This window comes from Thermocatellispora tengchongensis (assembly GCF_014202315.1).
Classification (GTDB): domain Bacteria; phylum Actinomycetota; class Actinomycetes; order Streptosporangiales; family Streptosporangiaceae; genus Thermocatellispora; species Thermocatellispora tengchongensis.
Genome location: NZ_JACHGN010000012.1, coordinates 105,066 through 122,716, shown reverse-complemented (window position 1 = coordinate 122,716; position 17,651 = coordinate 105,066). Strand labels below are relative to the sequence as shown.

The following is a 17,651-nucleotide window of genomic DNA, read 5'->3' as shown; positions in this document are numbered from 1 at the left end:
TGAGCGGGATGTCGCCGGTGGCCGATGCTTCGGGCATGCAGGGGAGCCGTCTCATCACACAGGAGGACATCGCGCCGCTGGCCCGCGGCTGTGCGGTGCTCGGCACCGGAGGCGGCGGCGACGTGCGCACCGGTGCGATAGCGGTGCGCCGCGCGGTGCGCGAGCACGGTGACGTGCCGCTGATCACGCTGGCCGACCTGCCCGGGGACGCGCTGGTCGTCCCGCTGTCGGGCATCGGCGCGCCCACCGTGGGGCACGAGATGATCCAGTCGGCCGAGGAGCCCCTGCTGATCCGCGACGAGATCGAGCGGATCTTCGGCCGGCCGCCCAGCGCGATCATGTCCAGCGAGATCGGCGGCGGCAACGGCGTGATGCCGGTCGCCTGGGCCGCCCGGCTCGGCCTGCCGCTGCTCGACGCCGACGCCATGGGCCGCGCCTTCCCCGAGGTGCAGATGGTCTCCATGTACGTCGCCGGGCTCCCCGCGAACCTCGTGGTCATGGCCGACGTGGTGGGCAACGTGGTCAGCATGCGCCCGGTGGACGGGCTGTGGGCCGAGCGCATCGCCCGCGCCGTGTGCGTCGCCGCGGGGTCCAGCGCGCTCATGGCCGACTACGTCCTGACCGCCGCCCAGGCGCGCGGCGCGGTCATCGAGGGCACGGTCTCCCGCGCCATCGAGATCGGCCGGGCCACCCGGCACGAGAGCGACCCCCTCGGCGCGCTGGCGCGTACGCTCGGCGCCAAGCGCCTGGTCGCCGGCAAGGTGACCGACGTGGACCGGCGCACGACCGGCGGCTTCGCCCGCGGCACCGTCACCGTGGAGGGCGTGGCGGAGGACAAGGGCCGCACGCTGACCCTGGAGATCCAGAACGAGAACCTGGTCGCGATCGAGGACGGGCGGGCGCTGGCCATGGTCCCCGACCTGATCACCGTCGTGGACGCCCAGACGGCCACGGCCGTGCAGACCGAGGGCCTGCGCTACGGCCAGCGCGTGGCCGTGCTCGCCTGGCCGTGCGACCCGCTCTGGCGCACCCCCAGGGGCCTGGAGACGGCCGGCCCGCGCGCCTTCGGCTACGACCTGGACTACACCCCCGTCGAGGAGATCGCATGAGCCGGGCTCAGGCGCCCGAGCCCGCGCGTGCGGAGCACGGGCCGTCGGCACACGGTACGTCGGCACACGGTACGTCGGCACACGGGACGTCGGTGCGCGTCGGGATCGACGTGGGCGGGACCAACACCGACGCGGTCGCGCTCGACGACGGTGACCGCATCCTGGCCAGGGCCAAGCGGCCCACCAGCCCCGACGTCACCGGGGGGCTCAGGGCGGCGCTGGCCGCGGTGCTCGATGAGCTGGGCGAGCGGGCGGCGGCCGTGGGGCGGGTGATGCTGGGCACCACGCACGCCACCAACGCGATCCTGGAGCGCCGCGGGCTCGGCCGGGTCGCCGTGCTGCGCCTGGGCGCGCCCGCCACCACCGCGATCCCGCCGCTGGAGGGCTGGCCGGACGACCTGCGCGAGGCCGTGTCGGCGGGCGCGGCGATCGTACGCGGCGGCAACTTCGTGGACGGCGGCCCGATCGCGCCGCTCGACGACGCCGCCGTGCGCCGCTTCCTCGCCGAGACGGCGGCGAACGCCGACGCGGTCGCGGTCACCGGCGTGTTCAGCCCGGCCTCGGAGGAGCAGGAGCGCCGGGTCGCCGAGATCGTCCGCGAGGAGCTGGGCGAGGGCGTCCCGGTCTCGCTCAGCCACGAGATCGGCTCGCTCGGCCTGCTGGAGCGCGAGAACGCCACCGTGCTCAACGCCGCCCTGTACGCCGTCGCCCGCGACGTCACCGGCGCGCTCGGCGCCGTCCTGGCCGAGCGCGGCCTGAGCGTGGAGACCTACTTCGCGCAGAACGACGGCACGCTCATGGCCGTGGAGTACGCCGCCCGCTATCCGGTGCTGACCATCGGCTCCGGCCCGGCCAACTCGCTGCGCGGCGCCGCGTTCCTGTCCGGCGTCACCGACGCGATCGTGGCCGACGTCGGCGGCACGTCCACCGACCTCGGCGTGCTGGCCGGCGGCTTCCCCCGCGAGTCGGCCGCGGCGGCCGAGATCGGCGGCGTCACCACCAACTTCCGCATGCCCGACATCCTGGCCATCGCCCTGGGCGGCGGCACCGTGGTGAGCGAGGACGGCTCGCGGGTCGGGCCGCGCTCGGTCGGGTACCGCATCGCCGCCGAGGCGCTGGCCTTCGGCGGGAGCACCGCCACCATGACCGACGCCGCGGTCGCCGCCGGGCGCGGCGCGGTGGGCACCCACCCCGTGGCCCGGGACGCCCGGCTGGCGCGGGCGGTGCGGGAGGCCGACGCCATGGTCGCCGACGCCGTGGACCGGGTCGCGCTCGGCCGCGCCGACCGGCCGCTGATCGCGGTCGGGGGCGGGGCGTTCATTCTGCCCGATACGCTGCCGGGGACGAGTGAGGTCGTACGCCCCGCCCACGCGGACGTCGCCAACGCGGTCGGCGCCGCGATCGCGCTCGCCAGCGGCAGGTTCGACACCATCGCCCCCGCGGGCGCGGGCCGTCGGGCCGCGATCGAGCGGGCCAGGCAGGAGGCGGCCGACCGGGCCGTCGCCGCCGGAGCCGACCCCGGCCGGGTGGAGATCGTGGACCTCGCCGAGGTGCCGCTCGCCTACCTGACCGAGCCCGCCGTGCGCGTGCACGTCAAGGCGGCGGGTCCGCTCAGGACGCGGCCGGCCTGACGCGCCCGTACCCCCTCTACGAAAGGACCCCCACATATGCGCTGGCACAAGCGGCTGCTGGTCGCCGGAGCCACCGCGGCGCTCGCCCTGACCGCCGCGTGCGGCGGCGGCCAGGTCAGGGGCGCGGGCGGCACGGCCACCCCGGCGGCCGGCACCGGCACCGGTACCGGCACCGCCCCGGCGGCCTCCGACGCCACCTTCACCTACGTGCCCAACCTCGACGTCGTCACCGACTGGGACCCCGCGACCTCGTACTCCAACGAGATCATCGCGATGCAGAACATCTACGAGTCGCTGACCAAGTACGACCCGGTGTCGCAGAAGCCGGTGCCGCGCCTGGCCACCTCGTGGACGTCCTCGCAGGACGGCAGGACCTGGACGTTCACGCTGCGCGAGGGCGCGACCTTCCACACCGGCAAGCCGGTGGACGCCGAGGCGGCCAAGAAGTCGATCGAGCGCACCAAGGAGGAGGGCGGCGGCCCGGCCTACATCTGGGACTCGGTGAAGTCGATCGAGGCCACCGACGCCACCACGCTCACCTTCACCCTCAAGTACGCCGCGCCGCTGGACCTGATCGCCTCCTCCGACTACGGCGCCTACATCTACGACACCACGGCCGCCGGGTCGGGCGACCTGAAGAAGTGGTTCGCCGAGGGCAAGGACGCCGGCTCCGGGCCGTACACGATCGACACCTGGCAGAAGGGCAAGGAGACCGAGCTCACGCTGAAGGCGTACCAGGACTACTGGGGCGGCTGGGACGGCCCGCACTACACCAAGGTCGCCTTCCGGGTCACGCCCGAGCTGACCACCGCCTGGCAGCTCCTCCAGCGCGGCGAGGTGAGCTTCGTGCAGCGCCTCAACCCGCAACTGTTCGCCCAGGCCCAGGGCAGCGGGCTGCAGACCACCGAGACCCCGTCGTTCCAGAACCTGCTCGCGCTGTTCAACACCGCGAGCGGCCCGATGAAGGACGTGCGGGTGCGGCGGGCGATCCAGAAGGCCATCGACTACCAGGGCCTGGTGGTCGCGCTCAAGGGCTCGGCCGTGGCCGCCAGCGGGCTGGTGCCGCAGGGCCTGCTCGGGCACGTCGAGGGCCGGGTGCCGCAGCAGAACCTCCAGGAGGCCGCCGAGCTGCTGCAGGAGGCGGGCTACGGGCCCGACCAGCAGGAGCTGAAGCTGACCATGACCTACGCCCAGGGCGATGACGACCAGCAGCTCTTCGCCACGACGCTCGCCTCGACGCTCAAGGGCATGAACGTCACGCTGAACGCCAAGCCGCTGCAGTGGAACACGCAGTGGGACCAGGGCAAGTCGGCCGACCCGGCCAAGCGCCAGGACATCTTCGTCATGTACTGGTACCCGGACTACGCCGACGCGTACTCGTGGTTCGTCAACGTCTTCCGCTCCTCCGACACCCCGTCGTTCAACCTCAGCTACCTCAAGGACGCCAAGGTGGACGCGGCCATCGACGCGCTGCCCGAGCAGACCGCGACCGACCGGGCCGCGGCCGAGAAGTCCTACGCCGATCTGCAGACCATGCTGATCGACCAGCATGCCGCGGTGGCGGTGCTGTTCACGCAGAACTACCAGCGGGCCTTCGCCAAGGGCGTCCAGGGCTACGTGGACAACCCCGCCTACCCCAACGTCGTGTTCGTGCACGACCTGAAGCCGGGCGCGTAACGCGTGACGGGGTACCTGATCCGCCGGCTCGGCCAGGCCGTCCTGGTCGTGGCCGGCGTGATCGTGCTCACCTTCGCCATCATGCGGCTGGTGCCCGGCGATCCCGCCGTCGCCTACGCCGGGCCGAAGGCGAGCGCCGCGGAGCTGGCGGCGGCGCGGGCCAGGTTCGGCCTGGACGACCCGCTGTGGGTGCAGCTCTGGAACTACGTGCGCGACCTGCTGTCGGGTGAGTGGGGGACCAGCCTGCACACCCGGCAGCCGGTGGCGAGCGACCTGACCACGGTGTTCCCGGCGTCGCTGGAGCTGGTGGGGGCGGCGCTGATCGTGGCGGTGGCCGCGGGGGTGCCGCTCGGGGTGCTGGCTGCCCGCTATAAAGGGAAATTTCCGGATTTCTCGGTGCGGTTGTCCTCGATGCTCGCCGTGTCCGTCCCGGTCTTCTGGCTGGCGCTGGCCGTGCAGACCGTCTTCGCCAGCAACCTCGGCTGGTTCCCGGTCGCGGGCGAGTACGACGCCACGCTGGACACCACCAGCCCGCTGCGGGTCTACACCAACATCACCGCCGTGGACGCCCTGTTCACCGGCAACTGGCCGATGCTGACCAGCACCCTGGAGCACCTGGTGCTGCCCGCGCTGGTGGTGGCCGCGTACCCGGCGGGGGTCATCGCCCAGATGACCAGGGCCGCGCTGATCGAGGAGGCCGGTCAGGACCACGCCCGCATGGCCCGCGCGCTCGGCTTCGGCGAGACCGCCGTGCTGACCCGGTTCTCGCTGCGCCCGGCCGCGGGCCCGGTGCTGTCGCTGATCGCGCTGGTGTTCGCGTACGCGATCGTGAACGGCTTCCTGGTGGAGGCGGTCTTCAACTGGCCCGGCCTCGGCCGGTACGCCGCCGACTCCATCCGCTCGCTGGACACCCCCGCCATCGCCGGGGTGACGCTGGTCGTCGCCCTGCTGTACGTACTGGCCAACCTGGTCGTGGACCTGCTGCAGAGCCTGCTCGACCCGAGGGTGAGGAAGGCAGGATGACCGCCGTCGAACTGAGACGGACCCCGCTGCGCCGGGCCGCGGACCTGGCCCGCGGCGACGTCCTGGCCGCCACCGGGCTGGCCGTGCTCGCCCTCGTCGCGCTGGCCGCGCTGCTCGCCCCGTGGATCGCCCCCTACCCCGAGGACGGCGGGACCGCGGTGCACCTGACCGAGGCCCTGCGCCCGCCCGGCGCCGAGCACTGGCTCGGCACCGACCAGGTCGGCCGCGACGTGCTCAGCCGCATCCTGTACGGCGCGCGCACCTCGCTGTTCATCGCCGTGGCCGTGCTCGCCCTGGCGGCGGCCGTCGGCGTCACGCTCGGCGTCGTCGCCGGGTACGCCGGCGGCCTGGTCCGCGATGTGATCATGCGGATCACGGACGTGTTCCTGGCCTTCCCCGCGCTGCTGCTCTCCCTCGCGCTCGCCGTGGTGCTCCAGCCCAGCGTGACCACGGTCGTCGTGGCAATCGCGGCGACCTGGTGGCCCTGGTACGCCCGCCTCACCGCGTCGGTGGCCCAGTCGGTCGCCCGGCGCGGCTACGTGGACGCCGCCCGCTGCCTGGGCGTGCCCGCGCCCGTGATCGTGTTCCGGCACGTGCTGCCCAACTCGCTCACGCCGGTGCTGGTGCAGCTCTCCCTGGACGCCGGCGGCGTGATCCTGACCGCGGCGGCGCTGTCGTACCTGGGGCTGGGCGCGCAGGAGCCGGAGGCCGAGTGGGGGCTGATGGTCGAGCAGGGCCAGAGCCTGTTCACCACCGACTGGTGGGTGGTGACCTTCCCCGGGCTGGCGATCCTGGTGACCGCGTTCGCGTTCAACGTGCTCGGCGAGGGCCTGCGGGCCGCGCTCGACCCGCGCAGGAGGCCACGGTGAAGACGCCGGCGAAGGGGTGGACCGGCACGCGGCCGGCCGGGACGGCGCTGATCGAGGTGCGCGACCTGGAGGTGCGCGCCGGGGGCCGGGTGATCTCCAGCGTGCCCGAACTGGACCTCGGGCCGGGGGAGTGCGTGGCGATCGTCGGCGAGAGCGGGTCGGGCAAGACGACCGCGCTGATGGCGACGATGGGCCTGATCGAGGGCGCCGACGTGTCCGGAAAAATCACTGTATGTGGGACGGACGTGCTGTCCGCGAGCCCGCGCACCCTCCGCGCCGTGCGCGGCGCCCGGGTCGCGCTGGTCATGCAGAGCCCGCAGGCCGCGCTCACGCCCACCATGCGCCTCGGCACGCTGATGCGCCGCGCCCTGGCCCGGCACGGCGTCAAGGGCGCCGAGGCCGCCGAGCGGGCCCGCGACGCGGTCGGCGCGGTGCTGCTGGGCGAGGAGATCCTGCGCCGCTACCCCCACGAGGTCTCCGGCGGCCAGGCCCAGCGCTTCGCCATCGCCCTGGCCATCGCGCTCGGCGCCGAGGCCGTGGTCGCCGACGAGCCGACCAGCGCCCTGGACGTCACCGTGCAGGCCGAGGTCGTGGCGGTGCTGCGCCGCCTGCGCGCGGAGCACGGCCTGGCCGTGCTGCTCGTCTCGCACGACCTCGCGCTGGTCTCCCGGATCGCGGACCGGGTGCTGGTGATGCGCGAGGGCCGCGTCGTCGAGTCCGGCCAGGCGCGTACGGTGTTCGCCGCGCCCGCCGACCCGTACACCCGCGAGCTGATCGCCGCCGTCCCCGAGCTGCCCGGAGGCGCCCCATGACCACCCCGCCTCCCGCGCCGCTGGCCGCCGAGGACGTCACGCTGGGCTACGGCGGGCGCGCGGTGGTGCACGGCGTCACCCTCGCGGTGGACGAGGGCGGCGTCGGGCTGATCGGCGAGAGCGGCTCGGGCAAGACCACGCTCGCCCGCGCCCTGCTCGGCCTGCTCCGCCCGCTCTCCGGCCGGGTCCTGTACGAGGGGCGCGACCTGGCCGGGCTGGGCCGTCGCGAGCTGGCCGGGTTCCGCGGCGCCGTCCAGCCGGTGTTCCAGGACGGCAGCGAGGCCCTGGACCCGCGCATGCGCGTCGGCTCCTCGATCGCCGAGGCCCTGACCGCGCACCACCGCATGGGCGCGGCCGAGCGGAAGGCCAGGATCGCCGAGCTGCTGACCGACGTGGGTCTCGACCCCGAGCACGCCGGGCGCAGGCCGCACCAGCTCTCCGGCGGCCAGCGCCAGCGCGCCGTCATCGCCCGCGCCCTGGCCGTGCGCCCCCGGGCGCTGGTGCTCGACGAGCCGACCAGCGCCCTGGACGTGACCGTCCAGGCCAGGATCCTGGACCTGCTGTCCCGGCTGCGCGAGGAGCACGGCCTGGGGTACCTGCTGATCACGCACAACCTGGCCGTGGTGGACCGCCTGTGCCGGACCTCCCACGTGCTGTTCGCGGGCCGCGTGGTCGAGTCGGGCCCCACCCGCGACCTGCTCACCCGCCCGGCGCACCCCTACACCCACGCGCTGCGCGCCGCCGTACCGACCCTGGCGAGAGCGTCCGATCCCGGCGAGCCGGACGAAGCCGGCGGGCCGGGCGGGCCGGATCTGGGGCGTGCGGTACGGCTCGCGGAGGCCCCGGCCGCCGACGCGGGCTGCGCCTTCCGGCACCGGTGCCCCTTGGCGATACCACGATGCTCCCAAGAAACCCCCATACTGGACAAAATGGACGGTCGGCGGGTCGCCTGCCATCGCGCGGAGGAGGTGCTCGCGGGTGCTCTACGTCAGTGACCTGATGCGCGCCCCCGCGGGCCGGCGGCTCACGCTCGTCGCCGGGCCCTGGGACGCGCGCGAGGTCACCGGCGTGCTGCTGGTGGACGACCCCGGCGATCTGGAGGCGGCCCCGCCCGGCGCGGTCGCGGTGCTGTCGCGGCACGCGACCCGGGCGGGCGCGGGCATGGCCGTGGCCGAGGTCCTGCGGGCCGCCGGGCGCAGGGACCTGGCCGGGCTGGTGCTGCCGGGGCCCTCGGGCGCCTCGCCGGACATCGTGGAGCTGGCCCGCCGCGTACGGGTGGCGCTGCTCGCCGGGCCCGGGGACCAGACCCTGTCGGAGACGGTGTTCGGCCTGCGCGAGGCCGTGCGCGCCGACCCCGACGCGCTGCTGCGCCGCACCCGCGAGGCCATCGAGCGCCTGGGCGCGGTCGAGGGCGCGGGCGAGGACGTGATCCTGGCCGCGGCGTCCGAGGCGGTCGGCGTCGCCTACGGCGTGGCGCAGGTCGCGGCCTCCCCGGCCACCTCCGCGGTGATCAGGGTGGACGGGCGCGCCGACGGCTACGTGTGCTGGGCCGGCGAGGACCCCGCCGCGGCGATCGTCGCCGGAGTGGTCGCCACCACCCTGGGCCGGGTGCGCGCCGCCGCCCGCGCCGCCGAGACCGCCCGCGCCGAGGCCCTGCTCGCCCTGCTCCGCGCCCCGGCCCGCGACCTGCCCGCGGCCACCCGCCGCGCCCGGCTCGCCGGGGTCCCGGTGGACGGCTGGCACACGGCCGTGTTCGTCAGGCCCGCCGGAGGCACGGCCGGGACCGGCGGAGGCGCGGCCGGGCCCGGCGGAGGCGCCGCCGGGACCGGCGGCCCGTACCGCCCGGACGAGGACCTGGGCGGCGCGGTGCTGACCACCCCCTGGCAGGACGGCACGCTGCTGATCCGCACCACCGACGAGCGCCCGCAGGACGACCCGCTGGACCCCCGCCTGGTGGCCAAGACCCTGCCCTCCGGGTCCGCCGCCGGCCTGTCCACCTGCCGGCAGGGCCCCGACGGCCTGCGCCGCGCCGCCGCGCAGGCCAGGGCCGCCGCCTCCCGCGCCCCCGAGGGCGACGCCGAGCCGTTCGACCGCCTGCGCGTCCACGAGATCCTGGCCGAGCTGGCCGGCAGCGACAGCGCCCTGATGGCGGCCAGGGACATGCTGGCCCCCCTCGACGGCCTGGGCGCGCTCGCGCCCACCGCCGTGCCCACGCTCAAGGCGTACCTGGACACCTGGGGCTCCCGGAACCGCGCCGCCGAGCTGCTCAGCCTCCACCCCAACGCTGTCGCCCACCGCGTGCGCCGCATCTCCGAGGCCCTGGGCCTGGACCTCACCGACCCCCAGACCCGCTTCGCCCTCCAGCTCGCCTGCCACGTGGTGACCGAAGCGGCGTCCTGAGGGGGTGTCGCCCGGGGACAACGGCGGTGCGGGCGTCGTTGTGAGGGGACATCGACCCGGGACGGGCGGGAGCCTAGGTTCTGCGGCATGAGCACCGTCATCGGGGTTGATGTAGGCGGAACCTTCACCGACCTCGTGCTGCGCGACGCGCGCACGGGGGAGATCCGGGTGGCCAAGCGGCCCACCACGCCCTCCTCGCCGGAGGCGGGGGTGCTGGCGGTCGTGGACGCCGCGGCCGGGCCCGAACTCCTGGCGCGGTGCGCGTACTTCGTGCACGGCACCACGGTGGGCCTGAACGCGCTCCTCGAGCCCGCCACCGCCACCGTGGGACTGATCACCACTGCCGGGTTCCGGGACGTGCTGGAGATCCGGCGCGGCGACCGGGACGACCCCTACGACCTGTTCTGGACCCCGCCGCCGCCGCTCGTGCCGCGCAGGCTGCGGCTGGAGGTCGCCGAGCGGGTCGCGGCCGACGGGAGCGTGGTCGCCCCGCTCGACCCGCAGGACGTGCGGCGGGCCGCCGCGGTCTTCGCGGCCGAGGGCGTGGACGCGGTGGCGATCGTGCTGATCAACGCCTACGCCAACCCGGCGCACGAGAACGCGGTGCGCGACCTGCTGCGCGCCGAGGGGTTCGACGGCGAGGTGTCGCTGTCGCACGAGGTGTCGGGCGAGTACCGCGAGTACGAGCGCACCTGCACCACCGTGGTGGACGCGCTGGTCCGCCACCGGATGGGCCCCTACCTGACCGACCTGGACCGCGAGCTGCGCGCCCGCGGGTTCGCCGGGCGGCTGCTCGTCACCCGCTCCGGCGGCGGCGCCCTGGAGCTGGACGAGGCGACCGCGCGCCCGTTCGAGACGATCCTGTCCGGCCCCGTGGCCGGGGCCGCGGCCACCGCCCGCCTGGTCGAGGCGCTGGGCCTGGACACCGCCATCGCCGCCGACGTCGGCGGCACCAGCTTCGACACCGCCCTGATCGAGGACGGCCGGCTGCCCATGCTCTACCAGGGCCGGGTCAGGGGCCTGCCGCTGCAGAGCCCGTGGGTGGACGTGCGCTCGGTGGGCGCGGGCGGCGGCTCGGTGGCCTACGTGGACGCGGGCGGCCTACTGCGGGTCGGCCCGCGCAGCGCCGGCGCCGTGCCCGGCCCCGCCTGCTACGGGCGCGGCGGGACCGAGCCCACGGTGACCGACGCCGCGCTGCACCTCGGCATGATCGTCCCCGGGCGCATCTCCGGCGGGATCGAGCTGTCGGCCGAGGCCGCCGCCGCCGCGCTGGCCCCGCTCGCCGCGCCCTGCGGCCTGGCCGGGGCCGACGAGGTGGCCGAGGGGGTGGTGCGCATCGCCGCCGCGCACATGGCCCAGGCGGTGCGCGGGATCACCGTCGAGCACGGCACCGACCCGCGCCGCGCCGCCGTGGTCGCCTTCGGCGGGGCGGGCCCGCTGTTCGGCTGCCTGATCGCCGACGAGCTGGACGTGGACACGGTGGTGGTGCCGCCCAACGCGGGCAACTTCTCCGCCGTCGGGCTGATGCAGGCCGACATCGTACGCGGCGCCGCCCGCACGCTCGTCCGCTCCCTGGACGACGACGCCGCGCTGCGTGAGGTCGCCGAGGTGGCGCGGGCCCTGTTCGCCCGGCTGGGCGACTCCCCGGACGCCGAGCGGGAGCTGGACCTCGACCTGCGCCACCGGGGCCAGGAGCACACCCTCACCGTGCGCGCCGACCCCGAGCGGGAGGACGTGGCGGCGATCAGGGAGCGGTTCACGGCCGCGTACCACCGGGCGTACGGGCACCAGCTCACCGACCCGCTGGAGGTGGTCACCGTGCGCGCCACCACCCGCGTCCGGCTGGACGTGGACCGCAGGCCCGTGCCCGCCCCCGGCGGCGGCGACGCGGAGGCGGAGGCGCGCGAGGTGCGGCTGTGGTCCTTCCGGCGCGCCGGGTTCACCCGGGCACGGGCGCTGCCCCGCCACGCGCTCACCGCGCCCGCCGAGGGCCCGCTCGTGGTCCTGGAACCCACCGCGACCACGTACGTGGACGCGGGCTTCACCGTGGAGCCGTCCACCGGCGGCTGCCTGCTCATCACCAGGAAGGAGCGGTCGCGATGACGGTCGTACGCACGGTCTTCACCGCCCCGGAGCCGGATCGCGGCGGGGGCCGGGAAGCCGACCCGGTGACCACCGAGATCGTCCGCCAGGGGCTCAACGCCGCCGCCGACCACATGAAGCGCTCGCTGATCCGCACCGCGTTCTCGCCGATCATCTACGAGGCGCTGGACTTCGCGGTCGCGTTCTACGACGAGGACATGTGCATGCTCGCCCAGGCGCCCACGCTGCCCGCGTTCATGGGCACGCTCGGCTTCTGCGTGCGCGCGGCCGTGGACGGCGTCGGCGGCCCCGACGCGCTCGCCCCCGGCGACGTGATCCTCTACAACGACCCGTACGGCACCGGCTCCCACCCACAGGACGCCGCGATGGTCGTGCCGGTCTTCCACGCCGAGGAGCTGGTCGGATACGCCGCGATCAAGGCGCACTGGCTCGACATCGGCGGCAAGGACCCGTACTGCACCGACACCCTGGACGTCTACCAGGAGGGCACGATCTTCCCCGGCGTCAAGCTGTACGACGCCGGCCGCCTGGTCACCGACGTCTACCGGATGATCCTGGCCAACAGCCGGATGGCCGACATGGTCATCGGCGACATCAACGCGATGGTGGCCGGGACCAGGGCGGGCGCCGAGGCGCTGGCCGCGATCGTGGCCAGGCACGGCGTGGAGACCTTCAGGCGCTGCGTCGCCCGCATGTACGACCACGGCGAGGCGCTGGTGCGCGCCTGGTTCTCCGCCCTGCCCGACGGGGTCTACACGGCGGCGAGCGTGATCGACTCCGACGGGGTGAGCGGCCGGCCGATCCCGTTCGGCGTCGCGGTGCGGGTGGCGGGCTCGCGGGTCGAGGTGGACCTGACCGACTGCCCCGACCAGGTGCCCGGCCCGATCAACTGCCCGCTGCCCTCCACGGTCGCGGCGGCCCGGCTGGCCATCGCGTTCCTCGCGGGCGCGGGGGAGCAGCCCAACGAGGGGCACTTCCGCCCGCTCGAACTGCTCACCCGCGAGGGCTCGCTGTTCCACCCCACCCGGCCCGCGCCCTGCTTCCTGTACGGCATCCCGGCCGACCACGCGATCGAGCTGATCATCAGGTCGCTGGCCGAGGGGGTGCCGGACAGCGTGCCCGCGGCCAGCGGCGGCGACATCAACTCCCTGGTGTGGTGGGGGAACCGCAAGGACACCGGGGCCCCGTGGGCGGACGGCGCGCCGCACCCGGTGGGCCAGGGCGCCTCGCCGCGCGGCGACGGCGCCAGCGCGCTGATGTTCCTGTCGGAGTCGGCCACCCGCTTCACGCCCGCCGAGGTGTGGGAGGCGCGCAACCCGTGGCGGATCGAGCGGCTGGCGCTGGCGCCGGACTCCGGCGGCCCCGGCCGGTTCCGCGGCGGCCTCGGCCTGGACCTGTCGTTCCGGTGCCTGGAGGACCAGTACCTCACCGCGGCGCTGGCCCGCACCGAGCTGGAGCCCTGGGGCCTGGACGGCGGCCTGCCCGGCCGCCCCAACCGCCTGACCGTCGAGTACCCGGACGGGACCGCGGCGGACTACGCCCTGCGTACGCGGGTGCCGCTGCCGGAGGGGGCGGTGGTGCACCTGCGCACCGGCTCGGGCGGCGGCTACGGGCCGCCCGAGGAGCGCGACCCCGAGGCGGTGCGCGCCGACCTGCGCGAGGGCTACATCACCGAGGAGCACGCGCGCGAGCACTACCCCCACGCGCTCTAGACTCCCAGGCTGTGGACGACATGCAGGCCGTGGCCGCCCTCCAGGACCCGGTGCGGCGCGCGCTGTACGAGTTCGTGGCCGCGCAGGGCCGCGCCGTGGGCCGCAACGAGGCCGCCGAGGCCGCGGGCGTGCAGCGTACGCTCGCGGCCTTCCACCTGGACAAGCTGGTCGAGGCCGGGCTGCTGGAGTCGGGCTTCAAGCGGCTCGGCGAGCGCACCGGGCCGGGGAGCGGGCGCCCGGCCAAGGTCTACACCCGCGCCAGGACCGAGCACGTCGTCAGCGTGCCCGCGCGCGACTACCGCACCCTCGCCCTGGTCCTGGCCGAGGCGGTCGAGGCCCTGGGCGGCGAGGAGCGCGCCGAGCAGGCCGCGCGGGCCGCGGGCCGCAAGGCCGCGGCCGGCGGCCCGCCCGCCCTGGAGGAGGCCCTGCGCGAGCGCGGCTACGAGCCCTACCACGACGACGAGGGCGGCCTGCGCCTGCGCAACTGCCCCTTCCACGTGGTGGCCGAGGAGAGCCCGCTGCTGGCCTGCTCGGTGAACCTGGCCCTGTGCCAGGGCCTGCTGGAGGGCCTGGGCGAGCGGGGCGTGACGGCCCGCCTCGCCCCGCGGCCGGGGGAGTGCTGCGTGGCCTTTTCTAAAAACAATGAGAGTTGACATAGAAGCCGCGGGCGTGGTGTGCTGACCGGCATGCACCTCGCTCAGCTCAACATCGCCCACATGCGCGCGCCCAAGGACTCCCCCGAGCTCGCGGACTTCATCGCCCTGCTCGAACCCATCAACAAGATCGCCGACAACGCCCCCGGCTTCGTCTGGCGGCTCAAGGGCGGCGACGCCCCCACCGACACCGTCGTCCACGAGTACGGCGACCACCTGCTGATCAACTTCTCGGTGTGGGAGTCGCGCGAGGCGCTGTGGAACTTCACCTACCGCAGCGAGCACCTGCCCGTCCTGCGCCGCCGCCGCGAGTGGTTCCACCACATCGCCGAGCCCTACTCGGTGATGTGGTGGATCCCCGAGGGCACCATCCCCGGCCTGGACGAGGGCATGTCGCGCCTGGCCCGCCTCCGCGAGCGGGGCCCGTCGCCCGAGGCGTTCACGTTCAGGGACTTCCACGAGGCCCCCGCGCCCAGCCTGGGCTAGGGAGCGGACTCCAGGAGGGAGGCCGTGAGCCGGCCGGCCGCGGCGGAGGCGAGGAAACAGGCGGCGTCCTCGTCCAGGGAGCGGCCCATGCTGGAGAGCTTGACCGGGGACCCGCGCAGGGCCTCCTCCAGGCCGTCCAGGGGGACCTCGACCAGGTCGTGGCGGCCGGCCAGTTCGGCGGCCTGGGCGGCGACCCTCTCGCCGAAGGCGCCGGGCAGGCGCGGCACCGGGACCGTGGCGCGGGCCAGCGCCACCCGGCCGTACGCGGTGAGGGAGTGGTGGGAGACGCCGATGTGCCGCTCGCGCTTGTCGCCCTCGCTGACCCGCAGCGCCGCCACCGGGCGCCCGCCGAGGACCGCGGCGGCGTTGACCGCCTCGCCGGCCGCGACCCCGGAGAACCCCCACCGGGTGCCGGTGCCGAGGTTGCCCGGCCCCTGGGCGACCACCGCGACGTCGGCCCCCAGGACGCGCCGGGCCGCCAGCAGGCCGGTGTGCGTGGTCACCGCCTCCACGTCGCCGCCGAACGCCTGGCCGACCGTGATCACCCCGCACAGCCAGTCCAGCTCGCGCAGCCGGGCCGCCGCCATGGAGAACCACGCGGGCAGCGCGCCCCCGTCGAGCATCACGTACGCCACCTTCGGCCGCTCCCCGGGGAAGGCGGCGTACAGGCCGCACAGGATCGCCGGCAGGGCGGAGTGCAGGTCGGCCACCACCACCGGCATGCCGTCCAGCGAGTCGGCCTCGCGCAGCAGCTCGTGGTGCGGCGAGTCCTGCTCGTCGGCGCCGAGCACGGTGGCCTGCATCGGCGTGTAGCGGGCCTTGACCAGATGGCCGGGCCCCTCGGGGTCGGGCGGCAGCCGGTCGGGGACCGCGACCACCATCGCGTAGCCGCCGGTGCCCAGGCCCATCGCCAGCGCGGTGGTGTTGAGCAGCACCACGTCGCCCGGCTCCGGGCGGCCGACCAGCGCCGGATAGGCCAGCGCCCGCACCCGCGCGCCCTGTTCTCCCTGTAGGGTCACGAGGAGTTCCACCGCGCCCGGCCACTCGCGCCGGATCTCCGCCACCTCGCCCTTGCGCCATCTGATCACCCGGGCAGGGTAGTGGATCCGGACGGCGCCGGGGGCGGGCTCCGGCGCACGTGGCGGGGGGAGCCGGTTCCGCCGTCCCACGTGCCGGAAATGATGCACACTGATGCTTTCGAAGCGCGATACCGTCACTCGCGGAGGGCTCGGAGGAGGGAAGGAACGATGTCGCGGCGCAAGACCGAGCGGCTGCTCAACCTGGTGATCTGCCTGCTCGCCACGCGGCGGCCCCTGTCCGCCGAGCAGATCAGGCAGGCGGTGCCCGGCTACGACCGCGAGGGCGACGAGGCCTTCCAGCGCATGTTCGAGCGCGACAAGAACGAGCTGCGCGAGATCGGCATCCCCATCGAGGTCCACAAGGACCCGTGGGAGGACGACCCCGGCTACATCATCCGGCGCCAGGCGTACGAGCTGCCGGAGATCACCCTGGAGCCCGACGAGGCCGCGGTGCTCGGCCTGGCCGCGCAGGTGTGGCAGCGGGCCAGCCTGGCCGAGGCGGCCGGCGGCGCACTGCTGAAGCTGCGCGCGGGCGGCGTGCAGACCGACGAGAGCGGGCTCGGCACGCTGGAGTTGCGCGTGGACACCCGCGACCCCGCCTTCCCCGCGCTGTGGGAGGCCGTGCGCGACCGGCGCGCGGTGCGCTTCGACTACCGCGCGGCGGGCAGCGGCGCGGTGCTCACCCGCACCCTGGAGCCCTGGGGCGTCGTCAGCCGCCGCGGCCGATGGTACGTCGTCGGCTTCGACCGCGACCGGGGCGAGCCGCGCGTGTTCCGGCTCAGCCGCATCGCCGGCGAGGTCACCCCGGTCGGCAAGCCCGGCGCCGTGCGCGTGCCCGAGGGCGTGAACCTGCGCGAGATGGTCGGCTACCGCGACGACATGACGCTGCCCGAGCGCTCGGCGCTGCTGCGGGTGCGCCGCGGCACCTGCGAGGGGCTGCGCCAGCTCGCCCAGCGGGTCGAGCCGGGCCAGGGGGAGTGGGACGAGGTGGAGCTGGTCTTCGCCGACCCCGAGCGGCTGGCCGGGTGGCTGGCCAGCCTCGGCGCCGACGTCCAGGTGATCTCCCCGCCCGACGCCCGCGACGCCGTGATCCGCCGTCTCAAGGGAGCGATGGCCTCATGAGCGCCTCCACCGACCGGCTGCCGCGCCTGCTCGCGCTGGTGCCGTACCTGATGTCCCACCAGGGCGCCCAGGTGCCCGAGGTCGCCAAGATCTTCGGGCTCACCGAGAAGCAGCTCATCGACGACCTGCAGCTCGTGTGGATGTGCGGGCTGCCCGGCCACACCCCGGGCGACCTGATCGACGTCTCCTGGGACGGCGGCGAGATCCTGATCGAGAACGCCGAGACCATCGCCAGGCCGCTGCGGCTCGGCGTCGATGAGGCCAGCGCGCTGCTCGTCGCGCTGCGGATGCTGCTGGAGTTCCCGGAGTTCGCCGAGGTCGGCGACCGCGACGCGCTCGCCCGGGTGATCGCCAAGCTGGAGCGCGCGGCGGGCGAGGGCGCCGCGGCCGTCAGCAGCCAGGTGGCGGTCGAGGTCGACTCCGCGCCCGACGCGCTCGCCGTGGTCAAGGACGCCCTGCGCGCCGGCCGGCGGCTGTCGCTGACCTACTACGTCCCCGGCCGCGACGAGGTGACCCCGCGCGAGGTCGACCCGATGCGCGTGGTCGTCGCCGACGGCCGCCCCTACCTGGAGGGCTGGTGCTACCGGGCCGAGGCGGTGCGGCTGTTCCGGCTGGACCGCATGCTGGAGGTCCGCATCCTGGACGTCCCGGCCGACCCGCCGGAGGAGGCCGAGCCGCTGGACGTCACCGAGGGCGTCTTCCGGCCCTCGCCCAGCGACGAGCTGGTGGAGCTGGAGGTCACCCCGGCCGGGCGCTGGGTGGCCGAGTACTACCCGTGCGAGGAGGTCACCGAGCTGGGCGAGGGCCGCCTGCGGGTGACCCTGCGCGCCAGGGACCGCGGCTGGCTGGTACGCCTCGCGCTGCGCCTGGGCGACACCGGGAAGGTCGTCGCCCCCGAGTCGCTGGCCGAGACCGTGCGCGAGCACGCCTCCGCGGCGCTCGCCCTCTACGACGCCCCCTGCGCGGAGGGCTAGG

At 75.1% G+C, this 17,651-nt stretch carries 15 protein-coding genes; 14 read left to right on the top strand and 1 reads right to left on the bottom strand.

What is annotated here, in order from left to right; all coding sequences use genetic code 11:
- Positions 1-35: 35 nt before the first annotated feature.
- The 12 genes from HNP84_RS27080 to HNP84_RS27025 all read left to right on the top strand — a co-directional run bounded on the left by HNP84_RS27080 (position 36) and on the right by HNP84_RS27025 (position 14,475).
- On the top strand, positions 36-1,109 hold the full coding sequence (locus HNP84_RS27080) for an S-methyl thiohydantoin desulfurase family protein (protein ID WP_185052739.1): 1,074 nt from the start codon (positions 36-38) through the stop codon (positions 1,107-1,109).
- A 92-nt stretch (positions 1,110-1,201) separates the two neighbouring features.
- Positions 1,202-2,740 carry a hydantoinase/oxoprolinase N-terminal domain-containing protein gene (locus HNP84_RS27075; RefSeq protein WP_312925771.1) on the top strand — a complete coding sequence of 513 codons (1,539 nt, stop codon included), beginning with the start codon at positions 1,202-1,204 and terminating at the stop codon, positions 2,738-2,740.
- A 36-nt stretch (positions 2,741-2,776) separates the two neighbouring features.
- Complete coding sequence (locus HNP84_RS27070; RefSeq protein ID WP_185052737.1) at positions 2,777-4,417, top strand: ABC transporter substrate-binding protein; 1,641 nt, start codon at positions 2,777-2,779, stop codon at positions 4,415-4,417.
- A gap of 3 nt (positions 4,418-4,420) precedes the next feature.
- Complete coding sequence (locus HNP84_RS27065; protein ID WP_185052736.1) at positions 4,421-5,440, top strand: ABC transporter permease; 1,020 nt, start codon at positions 4,421-4,423, stop codon at positions 5,438-5,440.
- Positions 5,437-6,309 carry an ABC transporter permease gene (locus HNP84_RS27060; RefSeq protein ID WP_185052735.1) on the top strand — a complete coding sequence of 291 codons (873 nt, stop codon included), beginning with the start codon at positions 5,437-5,439 and terminating at the stop codon, positions 6,307-6,309. The genes HNP84_RS27065 and HNP84_RS27060 overlap by 4 nt, the downstream gene beginning before the upstream one ends.
- Entirely contained in the window at positions 6,306-7,121 is an 816-nt protein-coding gene (locus tag HNP84_RS27055; RefSeq protein WP_312925769.1) for an ATP-binding cassette domain-containing protein, read from the top strand. The genes HNP84_RS27060 and HNP84_RS27055 overlap by 4 nt, the downstream gene beginning before the upstream one ends.
- Positions 7,118-8,116 carry an ABC transporter ATP-binding protein gene (locus tag HNP84_RS27050; RefSeq protein WP_185052734.1) on the top strand — a complete coding sequence of 333 codons (999 nt, stop codon included), beginning with the start codon at positions 7,118-7,120 and terminating at the stop codon, positions 8,114-8,116. Before HNP84_RS27055 ends, HNP84_RS27050 begins: the two co-directional genes overlap by 4 nt.
- A complete protein-coding gene (locus HNP84_RS56215) occupies positions 8,100-9,521 on the top strand; it encodes a helix-turn-helix domain-containing protein (protein WP_185052733.1) in 1,422 nt (473 codons plus the stop codon). The genes HNP84_RS27050 and HNP84_RS56215 overlap by 17 nt, the downstream gene beginning before the upstream one ends.
- A gap of 87 nt (positions 9,522-9,608) precedes the next feature.
- A complete protein-coding gene (locus HNP84_RS27040) occupies positions 9,609-11,624 on the top strand; it encodes a hydantoinase/oxoprolinase family protein (protein ID WP_185052732.1) in 2,016 nt (671 codons plus the stop codon).
- Positions 11,621-13,336: a hydantoinase B/oxoprolinase family protein gene (locus HNP84_RS27035; RefSeq protein ID WP_185052731.1), complete on the top strand. Its 1,716-nt coding sequence runs from the start codon at positions 11,621-11,623 to the stop codon at positions 13,334-13,336. The genes HNP84_RS27040 and HNP84_RS27035 overlap by 4 nt, the downstream gene beginning before the upstream one ends.
- 20 nt (positions 13,337-13,356) lie before the next feature.
- Positions 13,357-13,989: a helix-turn-helix transcriptional regulator gene (locus HNP84_RS27030; RefSeq protein ID WP_185052920.1), complete on the top strand. Its 633-nt coding sequence runs from the start codon at positions 13,357-13,359 to the stop codon at positions 13,987-13,989.
- 33 nt (positions 13,990-14,022) lie between these two features.
- Complete coding sequence (locus tag HNP84_RS27025) at positions 14,023-14,475, top strand: DUF3291 domain-containing protein (RefSeq protein WP_185052730.1); 453 nt, start codon at positions 14,023-14,025, stop codon at positions 14,473-14,475.
- Here HNP84_RS27025 and HNP84_RS27020 read toward each other — a convergent pair.
- On the bottom strand, positions 14,472-15,563 hold the full coding sequence (locus tag HNP84_RS27020) for a DUF3866 family protein (protein ID WP_185052729.1): 1,092 nt from the start codon (positions 15,561-15,563) through the stop codon (positions 14,472-14,474). The two genes, HNP84_RS27025 and HNP84_RS27020, sit on opposite strands and share 4 nt — an antisense overlap.
- A gap of 159 nt (positions 15,564-15,722) precedes the next feature.
- Between HNP84_RS27020 and HNP84_RS27015 the strand changes: the two genes are divergently transcribed.
- Together HNP84_RS27015 and HNP84_RS27010 are read left to right on the top strand one after the other, a co-directional pair.
- Positions 15,723-16,676: a helix-turn-helix transcriptional regulator gene (locus HNP84_RS27015; RefSeq protein WP_185052728.1), complete on the top strand. Its 954-nt coding sequence runs from the start codon at positions 15,723-15,725 to the stop codon at positions 16,674-16,676.
- Positions 16,673-17,650, top strand: a complete 978-nt coding sequence (locus tag HNP84_RS27010) for a helix-turn-helix transcriptional regulator (RefSeq protein WP_185052727.1) — start codon at positions 16,673-16,675, stop codon at positions 17,648-17,650. The genes HNP84_RS27015 and HNP84_RS27010 overlap by 4 nt, the downstream gene beginning before the upstream one ends.
- Position 17,651 lies beyond the last annotated feature (1 nt).

Excerpts from the sequence above, each read along its gene's own strand:
- HNP84_RS27010 (WP_185052727.1), top strand. The coding sequence starts at position 16,673 with ATGAGCGCCTCCACCGACCGGCTGCCGCGCCTGCTCGCGCTGGTGCCG.
- HNP84_RS27025 (WP_185052730.1), top strand. The coding sequence starts at position 14,023 with ATGCACCTCGCTCAGCTCAACATCGCCCACATGCGCGCGCCCAAGGAC.
- HNP84_RS27040 (WP_185052732.1), top strand. The coding sequence starts at position 9,609 with ATGAGCACCGTCATCGGGGTTGATGTAGGCGGAACCTTCACCGACCTC.
- HNP84_RS27035 (WP_185052731.1), top strand. The coding sequence starts at position 11,621 with ATGACGGTCGTACGCACGGTCTTCACCGCCCCGGAGCCGGATCGCGGC.
- HNP84_RS27050 (WP_185052734.1), top strand. The coding sequence starts at position 7,118 with ATGACCACCCCGCCTCCCGCGCCGCTGGCCGCCGAGGACGTCACGCTG.
- HNP84_RS27030 (WP_185052920.1), top strand. The coding sequence starts at position 13,357 with ATGCAGGCCGTGGCCGCCCTCCAGGACCCGGTGCGGCGCGCGCTGTAC.
- HNP84_RS27070 (WP_185052737.1), top strand. The coding sequence starts at position 2,777 with ATGCGCTGGCACAAGCGGCTGCTGGTCGCCGGAGCCACCGCGGCGCTC.
- HNP84_RS27080 (WP_185052739.1), top strand. The coding sequence starts at position 36 with ATGCAGGGGAGCCGTCTCATCACACAGGAGGACATCGCGCCGCTGGCC.
- HNP84_RS27060 (WP_185052735.1), top strand. The coding sequence starts at position 5,437 with ATGACCGCCGTCGAACTGAGACGGACCCCGCTGCGCCGGGCCGCGGAC.
- HNP84_RS27015 (WP_185052728.1), top strand. The coding sequence starts at position 15,723 with ATGTCGCGGCGCAAGACCGAGCGGCTGCTCAACCTGGTGATCTGCCTG.